General features: G+C 74.4%; 8 protein-coding genes and 1 pseudogene. 3 read left to right on the top strand and 6 right to left on the bottom strand.

Translation table 11 applies throughout. The features are described 5' to 3' along the window. Positions 1-843: pseudogene (locus ACFWTC_RS27465) on the top strand (glutamate dehydrogenase); the annotation flags it as partial. Positions 844-1,062: 219 nt separating this feature from the next. Here the strand turns inward: ACFWTC_RS27465 and ACFWTC_RS27460 are convergent. The 4 genes from ACFWTC_RS27460 to ACFWTC_RS27445 form a co-directional block, all read right to left on the bottom strand. After that, positions 1,063-1,629, bottom strand: coding sequence for a DJ-1/PfpI family protein (locus ACFWTC_RS27460; RefSeq protein WP_383921888.1), 567 nt, complete (start codon positions 1,627-1,629; stop codon positions 1,063-1,065). 400 nt (positions 1,630-2,029) lie between these two features. Beyond that, positions 2,030-3,196, bottom strand: a complete 1,167-nt coding sequence (locus ACFWTC_RS27455; protein ID WP_384029101.1) for an RNA polymerase sigma factor — start codon at positions 3,194-3,196, stop codon at positions 2,030-2,032. Between the two features lie 8 nt (positions 3,197-3,204). Continuing rightward, a complete protein-coding gene (locus tag ACFWTC_RS27450; protein WP_383921885.1) occupies positions 3,205-3,612 on the bottom strand; it encodes a YciI family protein in 408 nt (135 codons plus the stop codon). 234 nt (positions 3,613-3,846) lie between these two features. Further along, entirely contained in the window at positions 3,847-5,262 is a 1,416-nt protein-coding gene (locus tag ACFWTC_RS27445; RefSeq protein WP_383921882.1) for an alpha/beta hydrolase, read from the bottom strand. A 100-nt stretch (positions 5,263-5,362) separates the two neighbouring features. Here ACFWTC_RS27445 and ACFWTC_RS27440 point away from each other — a divergent pair, with 100 nt between their 5' ends. Further along, complete coding sequence (locus ACFWTC_RS27440; protein WP_384029063.1) at positions 5,363-5,674, top strand: helix-turn-helix domain-containing protein; 312 nt, start codon at positions 5,363-5,365, stop codon at positions 5,672-5,674. An 18-nt stretch (positions 5,675-5,692) separates the two neighbouring features. Here the strand turns inward: ACFWTC_RS27440 and ACFWTC_RS27435 are convergent, their stop codons facing one another. Both ACFWTC_RS27435 and ACFWTC_RS27430 read right to left on the bottom strand, forming a co-directional pair. Continuing rightward, a complete protein-coding gene (locus ACFWTC_RS27435) occupies positions 5,693-6,142 on the bottom strand; it encodes a hypothetical protein (protein WP_384029061.1) in 450 nt (149 codons plus the stop codon). Beyond that, positions 6,139-6,450, bottom strand: coding sequence for a hypothetical protein (locus ACFWTC_RS27430; protein WP_383921876.1), 312 nt, complete (start codon positions 6,448-6,450; stop codon positions 6,139-6,141). The genes ACFWTC_RS27435 and ACFWTC_RS27430 overlap by 4 nt, the downstream gene beginning before the upstream one ends. Positions 6,451-6,799: 349 nt before the next feature. Between ACFWTC_RS27430 and ACFWTC_RS27425 the strand changes: the two genes are divergently transcribed. Then, entirely contained in the window at positions 6,800-7,531 is a 732-nt protein-coding gene (locus tag ACFWTC_RS27425; protein ID WP_384029059.1) for a hypothetical protein, read from the top strand. Positions 7,532-7,690: the final 159 nt, after the last annotated feature.

Below are 7,690 nucleotides of genomic sequence, written 5' to 3'. Positions count from 1 at the left end.
ATCGGTGTGGGTGGGCGGGAGATCGGTTACCTGTTCGGTCAGTACCGGCGGATCACCAACCGGTGGGAGGCCGGTGTCCTGACGGGCAAGGGGGTCGGCTGGGGCGGTTCGGCGATCCGGCCCGAGGCCACGGGCTACGGCAGTGTGCTCTTCGCCGCCGAGATGCTCGCGGTGCGCGGCACGGTCCTGGACGGGCTGACCGCCGTGGTCTCCGGCTCCGGCAACGTGGCCCTGTACACGATCGAGAAGCTCCAGCAGCTCGGGGCGAACCCGCTCACGGCGTCCGACTCGCAGGGGTACGTGATCGACGACAAGGGCATCGACCTCGCCCTGCTGCGGCAGATCAAGGAGGTCGAGCGCGGCCGCGTCAGCGAGTACGCGCAGCGCCGCGGTGGCTCCGCGCGCTTCATCCCGGGCGGCCGGGTCTGGGAGGTTCCCGCGGACGTGGCCTTCCCCTCGGCCACCCAGAACGAGCTGACGGAGGCCGACGCGCTCGCCCTGGTGCGCGGCGGCGTCCAGGCGGTCTCGGAGGGCGCGAACATGCCCACCACCCCGGCGGCCGTCCGGTTCTTCCAACAGTCGGGCATTGCTTTCGGCCCCGGCAAGGCCGCGAACGCCGGCGGCGTCGCCGTCAGCGCCCTGGAGATGGCGCAGAACGCCGGCCGGGTGTCGTGGACCGCGCAGCGCGTCGAGGACGAGCTGGCCTCCATCATGCGGTCGATCCACGCGGTGGCCCACGAGACGGCCGCCCGCTACGACGCCCCCGGCGACTACGTGACCGGCGCCAACATCGCCGGCTTCGAACGCGTGGCGGACGCACTGCTGGCCCAGGGCGTCATCTGAGGGTGGCGTCGGTGTCGGTTCCGGCACCGTACCGGCTGCGACGGGGCAGCCGGACTGCCGCCGCGCCGGGCGTGATGCCGCTCATCCGCCGGGGCGAGCCGGGCCGGGCGGGCCCGGCTCGCCCCTTGTCACGGAGTGCGGCCGTCAGCGGGCGAGCCCGTTCGCGGCCTTCTCGGTGCGGCCGGTGCCGGGGTGTCACCGGCCGCGGGTGGTCCGTCTTCAGGTCACCGGGGCCTTGGCGCGCAGGACGGTCAGGAACTCGCGCATCCAGGCCGGGTGGTCCGGCCAGGCCCTGGCCGAGACCAGAGTGCCGTCGACCACGGCCTCGGAGTCCTCGAACACCGCGCCGGCGGCCGCCATGTCCGGTTCCAGTGCCGGGTACGCGGTCACGCGGCGGCCGGAGAGGCCGCCCGCCGCGGCCGTCATCAGCGGGCCGTGGCAGATCTGGGCGATCGGCTTGTCCGCCTCTGCGAAGGCGGCCAGGATCCGCCGCACCTGGGGGTCGTTGCGCAGGTACTCGGGCGCCCGCCCGCCGGGGACGACCACGGCCTCGTAGTCCTCGGTGACCACGTCGGCGAAGGCCAGGTCGGCCGGCCAGGTGTAGCCCGGCTTCTCGGTGTAGGTGTCGAAGCCGTCCTCGAAGTCGTGGACGACGAAGCGCAGCTTCTTGACGGACGGGGCCGCGATGTGAACCTCGTACCCCTCCTCGCGCAGGCGCTGGTACGGATACAGGACCTCCAGCGACTCGGCCGCGTCACCGGTCACGATGAGGATCTTCACTGCCATGGGCTGCTCCAGAAGGACGGTCTGCGGTCGCTCGGCCCCGCCCGGGGCCACCGGTACCCTCCCCGCGGGGCGCGGACCGCACACACCGGTGTTCCCCGTTCGGTTTCGGGGGGCCGGGAACAAAGGGGTGCCGTTGACCGTTCGTCCAGGTGTGGGTGCGGGAAAGGGATGGTGTCCCCGGGCCTGACCACTGCCTGCAGGGAAGATCGTTCGGCTGAAGCCCTGCCGAGCCTTTCGCCGCGAGGCGACCGCCCTCCCGTCCCCGCCTTCGAACGCCCTGGCCGGCTGTCCCCCCGACCGGCCGGGGCCGCCCCGGCCGGCCCTTCCCCCCCCGGCCGGTCGGGGCCCTTACGCATGCCCCTTCCCCGCCTGCGACGACACACCGGGGAGGACCTTGACGTCAGAGGTGCAGGCGGGCGTTGAGCCGGGCGGCCCGGCGCGTCAGGTGGTCGCGCTCGGCGAGGTTGGGGGCCGCCAGGGCCGCCTCCGCGTACAGCAGGGCCGCCGTCTCCAGATCGCCGTCCCGCTCGTGGAGGTACGCCGCCACCGCCGCGCGGCGGGGGACCGGGCCCGCCGAGCCCGACGGGGAGTCCTCCAGGGCCGCCAGCGCCGCCAGCCCGGCACGCGGTCCGTCGGCCTCGCCGACGGCCACCGCGCGGTTGAGCCGGACGACCGGGCTGCCGGTCAGGCGTACGAGTTCGTCGTACCACCCGACGATCTGCACCCAGTCGGTCTCCTCGGCGCTCTGCGCGTCGGCGTGGAGCGCCGCGACGGCGGCCTGTGCCTGGAACTCGCCCAGCCGGTCGCGGGCGAGCGCCGCCTGCAGGATCGTGACGCCCTCGGCGATCGCCCCGGTGTCCCACCGGCCGCGGTCCTGCTCGGCCAGCGGCACCAGGCTGCCGTCGGAGGCGGTCCGGGCGGCACGCCGGGCGTGGTGGAGCAGCATGAGGGCCAGCAGCCCCGCCACCTCGGGGTGGTCGACCGCCGCCGCGAGCTGCCGGGTGAGCCGGATGGCCTCGGCGGCGAGGTCGACGTCTCCGGAGTAGCCCTCGTTGAAGACCAGGTAGAGGACGCGCAGGACGGTGGCGACGTCGCCCGGCCGGTCGAAGCGCACGTCGGAGACGGTGCGCTTGGCCCGGCTGATGCGCTGCGCCATGGTCGCCTCGGGCACCAGGTACGCCTGGGCGATCTGGCGGGTGGACAGCCCGCCCACGGCGCGCAGCGTGAGCGCGACCGCGGACGACGGGGTCAGCGACGGATGGGCGCACAGGAAGTACAGCTGGAGCGTGTCGTCGGCCGCCGGTGCGGGCCCGGGCGCCGGTTCCTCGTCGACGAGCTCCTCCCGCCGGCGGCGGGAGGCGTCCGCCCGGGTCGCGTCGAGGAACCGGCGCCAGGCCGCGGTGACCAGCCAGCCCTTCGGGTCCCGCGGAGGGGCGGCCGGCCAGGCGCGGACCGCCGCGACCAGCGCGTCCTGCACGGCGTCCTCGGCCGCCGCGAAGTCGGCTCCGCGGCGGACGAGGATCCCGATCACGCTCGGGGTGAGGCGCCGGAGCAGGACCTCGTCCACCTCGGAGGTCATTCGGTGACCGTGGGGGGCGCGGTCAGGAACGGGCGCAGCTCCAGCCACTCGTGGATCGGCTTCCCGCCCGCCCCGGGGGCGGCCGACAGCTCCCCGGCCAGCTCGACGGCGCGCTCGTAGCTGTCGACGTCGATCACCATCCAGCCGGCGATCAGGTCCTTGGTCTCGGCGAACGGGCCGTCGGTGACGGGCGGGCGGCCCTCGCCGTCGTACCGGACGAACGTTCCCCCGGGGGCGAGCGCCTGACCGTCGACGAACTCGCCGGTTCCCTCGAGCCGGGCCGCGAAGTCGTTCATGTACTGGACGTGGTCCGAGATCTCCTGCGGTGTCCACTGGTCCATGGGCACGTCGTTGACCGCGGCCGGGGCGCCGCGGTAGTGCTTGAGCAGCAGGTACTTCGCCATGGTGTCTCCTCGGTGCCGGGCGACCCATTGTGGTCGCCTTCAGCACGGGGACGGAGCCGGCCACGGGTTCTCGACATCCCCGTCGGATCTTTTTCACCCGCGTGTCGCGACGGGTCCCGTGCGGGGCGTCCCGCCCCCCGGGGTGACGCCGACGCCGCTCCCCCGGCCGGGGCCGGGGCCGGGGGCACGGACCCGGACGCGGACCCGGGCGCGGGCGTTGCCGGGGGCGCGGGCTCAGCGCAGGGCGGGAATCACGTCGCGCGTCTCGTCGCCCCCGGCCCCGAGGCCCGCCGCGGTGCTGCGGCCCAGCGCGCCCGGGGGCGCCTCGTCCGCGCACACGGTGCCCCGCGCGGGCAGCGCCAGGGTGACGAGGTAGTCCGTGGCCAGGGCGCTGACGCACGCGCTCCGGTTGTACGCCGTGTGCCCCTCGGCGGCGAAGGTCAGCAGCCGCCCGTTGTCGAGCGTCCCGGCCAGCGCCACGGCGTCCTGGTAGGGGGTGTCCGGATCACCGGTCGTACCGAGGACCAGGATCGGGGCGGAGCCGGCCGCCCGGTAGGAGCCCTCGAAGCGGCTCGGGCGCTCGGCCGGCCAGTGGGCGCAGGCGGGCGCGTGGTTGTGGTCGTACGTGGGCGGCCCGAGGCCGATGGGCGGTCCCAGCAGGGGAGCGGCGGCGGCCTGGGCCCCGACGAGCGTGCCCGGCAGCAGGGGGCTGGTCGGGTAGACGCGGTCGGCGCACTCGACGGCCGTGTTGACGTTGAGGAAGTCGAAGGACGCGGGGGAGGGCGGGGACAGCAGGAACGACCCCTGGCGCGCCTGGGCCGCCCGCAGGGCCTCTCCCAGGTAGGGCCAGACCTCCTTGCCCGAGTTGATGTTGAACATCAGGCGGTAGGCGAGGGTGTAGCCGGTGGCCGGTCGTCCGCTCGGGGTGATGACCGGGTCGGCGTCCAGCGCCCGCTTGAGCTCCTTGAAGGCCTGCCGCGGCCGGCCCTCACCGAACCCGCAGGCGGTGGCGTTCTGCGCGCACCAGTCCAGGAAGCGGCCGACGGCCGCGTCCAGGGCGGCGAACTGCCCGGCGTCGTAGGCGTACGGCACGTCGGCGTAGCGACGCGGATCGTAGCCCCCGTCCAGGACCATGGCCCGGACGCGCCGGGGGAACTGCGCGGCGTAGACGGTGCCGACGTAGCTGCCGAAGGAGCGGCCGTAGAAGGAGAGATTCTCCTCGCCGAGGGCGCGGCGCAGCAGGTCGATGCCCCTGGCGTTCGACGCGGTACTGACGAACGGCACGAGGTCCGCGGACCGCTCCCGGCAGGCGGTGGCGAAGTCCCGGCCCTGCCGGATCGCGGTGTGCAGGGCTCCCGGAGCGGGTACGCCGCGTGCGGCGTCGACGGCCGCGGTGTACTCCGCGTCGTTCCAGCACTCCACCTGTCCGCTGCGGCCCACGCCGCGCATGTCGTACCCGACGACGTCGAAGGCGTCGCGCAGGGACGCGGGGAGCGCGTCGTAGCTGTTGCGGGCGAAGTCCACGCCCGAGTTGCCCGGTCCGCCGCCCGTGTCGGCCCCCCAGGAGTTGATTCCGGCCTCCCCCCAGGGTTGGAGACCCCGAAAGCCCCCGCACCGGCGCCCAGGCTCCGCCCTTTCCTGTCGGGCCATCCGGGTATATCTCAGGCGGCACTGCTGGCGACACTCACCGACGACGCCCCGTTCTCGCCCGGGACGCTGCTCGGCACAACGGCCTTCCCGTGGTCGTCTGATGGCCGCCGGGGGCAACGACAACGACAACGACGACGCCCACGGCGCCCAGGAAATCCACGTGCACCTCGACCGGCTCCTCGCCGAACGCGGCATGGCGCCGGCCGAACTCGCCACCCGTGTCGGCGTGACCAACGTCAACCTGTCCGTCCTCAAGAACGGCCGGGCGAAGGCCGTCCGCTTCACGACCCTCACCAGCATCTGCAGGGTGCTGGAGTGTCAGCCGGGAGACCTGCTCAGCTACCGCCCGGCGCCCGGCCCCGACACCCGGGCAGGAGGGGGAGGTCTCGTTCACGATCCCCCGAAGGGGTGAAATCCGCTGGGGGCGTGCTCAGTTCTCGACGAGGCGGGCCACCAGGAGGCAGGACGCGCAGAGCAGCATGGCGAGGGTGTAGCCCGCCACGAGCCTGCGCGGGCCGCGCCTCAGGCTGCCGGCCGCGATCGTGATCCCGATCCCGGCGACCGCGAGGCCGGCGACCCCGAGGACGACGGCCGTCCAGTACGCCCAGGCGTGCTCCCCGAGGTGCCGCAGCAGCAGTGTCGCGGGGACCAGCAGCAGCAGCGCGGGCGTGCTGTCCGTGAACCGGACCGCGTCGCGCCCGGGCGCGGCCCTCTCCGCCGCGTCCCCCTCCGTCACCTGCTGCTCCGGCATGCTCGGCCGCCTCCCCGTCCACCCGTATCGGACCACCCCCGTGAAGACGGCCGTGCCGCCGACCGGGTTGTCCTGCCCGGGAGACCTGGCCGGGAACCGCCCGTCGTGGCGCACTTCGTCCTTCGTCACCTGCCGTACAGGAAGGACCGGGCCGGGACGAAGACCTCGTGGCCGGTCGGGAACCGGACCCGTACCCCGGACTCCGTCCACGTGGTGGATTCGATGCCCTCCGACCCCAGAGCGGCGTCGATGTCCAGGTGGTGTCCGTAGGAGAGGCCGGAATCCCGGCCGATTACCATCCTGTAGGAGTCCCGCCCGGACAGGCTGTGTTCGTGGACCAGCCCCAGGAAGTGCGGCGACCGGTCGTCGTAGACCAGCGATGGGGGAGCACTGCTGCGGTACGTCACCTCGGTCCGCGGCCACCACAGCACCGTCATGAGCGCGGCGGTCAGCAGGACGCCGGCCAGGCCGCCCAGCAGTACCCTGCCGATGCCGGCCGTCAGGCGGGGCCGTGTGCTCTCGTCGGGCCGGTCAGGGGTGTACGCAGCGATGGTGCCCCTCCAGGGTCGGCGTGGCTCCGCACCGGTCGACCGGAGACGGCTCGGCGGGAAGGACGCGGAACCGGGCCGATGGGTTGCCGGGCGGGGAAGGGCCGGCAGTGAGGGGACGGAACCGTGGTGAAGGGCCGCGCCGGTGGGGATCACCAGCCGGCTGTCGGGCGTTGGACCGTCGAAGGGAGCGATCACGTTGCACACACCGCACTACCCGAGCGATGAGGAGGGACCGATGGGCGCGGCCGACCAGGAACGGCAGTGGCCGGACGAGGCCAGTGTCGAGAACGCGAGGACTACGCTGCTGCAGCTCCTCGCACGGGCGGGCGTGCCCTCCGACGACGCACGGGCACTGATCGGGCTCGTCGAGGCGGGCACGCTGGCCCTCGCGTACGAGGAGCTGAGCGCCGGCGGTGGGAGCGCGCCGGGCGACAAGGGCGAGGCGTACGAATCGGGCTGGCTCGACGGCGCCGCCGGCGTCCTGGACGAGCTCGGCACCGTCGCCGAACGGACCCTGGTACGGGTCGTGGGGAAGGACGGGCAGCCGGACCCGGCCGGGGAGCGGCCGCGGCCCCGGCGCATGGAGGTGGAGCGGGCACAGGTGGCGGTCACCCCGCTGTACCTGTCGTTCGCCACGGTCTCGGAGCTGGACCCGGAGGTGACCGGGGAGGTGCTCACCGCCGTCCTCGCCACGATGAGCCCCCGGCAGCGGGCCGGGTACCCCGGGCGGCTGGCGCAGTTCGCCGCGGCCCACCGGGCCCGGCTGGAGCGGCTGTTCGCGGCGTACGGGCCGGGCAGCGCCATCACGGTCCACGGCCGCTACTCGCTCGTCCACTCCGCCACGAGCATCGCCGTACTGGAGCGGCTCGTCACCGCGCCGCAGGCGCTGCGGGCGGAGTGGGACGCCGCGGAGCTGCCGCCGGCGTGGCTGGACGGGCTGACGACCGCCTGGAACGCCCCGGCCTGACCGCCGCCGGCGTCGGAACGGTTCCCGCCGCCCCGGCGCGTCCGCCGCTGCCGCGACACGCCGGCCGGCGGCGCGCGCCCGGCGGGGCAGTCGTCCGCCGGGCCGCTCCCGGCAGGGCGTCGAGGCGGCCGGCCGGCGCCGTTCGCCAGCCCGCAAAGG

This window comes from Streptomyces sp. NPDC058619, from assembly GCF_042717785.1.
GTDB lineage: Bacteria > Actinomycetota > Actinomycetes > Streptomycetales > Streptomycetaceae > Streptomyces.
The sequence above is the reverse complement of the archived record's forward strand: the minus strand, read 5'-3'. Positions and strand labels throughout refer to the sequence as shown.

Excerpts from the sequence above, each read along its gene's own strand:
- ACFWTC_RS27460 (WP_383921888.1), bottom strand. The coding sequence starts at position 1,629 with ATGGCAGTGAAGATCCTCATCGTGACCGGTGACGCGGCCGAGTCGCTG.
- ACFWTC_RS27450 (WP_383921885.1), bottom strand. The coding sequence starts at position 3,612 with ATGGCGAAGTACCTGCTGCTCAAGCACTACCGCGGCGCCCCGGCCGCG.
- ACFWTC_RS27445 (WP_383921882.1), bottom strand. The coding sequence starts at position 5,262 with ATGGCCCGACAGGAAAGGGCGGAGCCTGGGCGCCGGTGCGGGGGCTTT.
- ACFWTC_RS27440 (WP_384029063.1), top strand. The coding sequence starts at position 5,363 with ATGGCCGCCGGGGGCAACGACAACGACAACGACGACGCCCACGGCGCC.
- ACFWTC_RS27430 (WP_383921876.1), bottom strand. The coding sequence starts at position 6,450 with ATGACGGTGCTGTGGTGGCCGCGGACCGAGGTGACGTACCGCAGCAGT.
- ACFWTC_RS27425 (WP_384029059.1), top strand. The coding sequence starts at position 6,800 with ATGGGCGCGGCCGACCAGGAACGGCAGTGGCCGGACGAGGCCAGTGTC.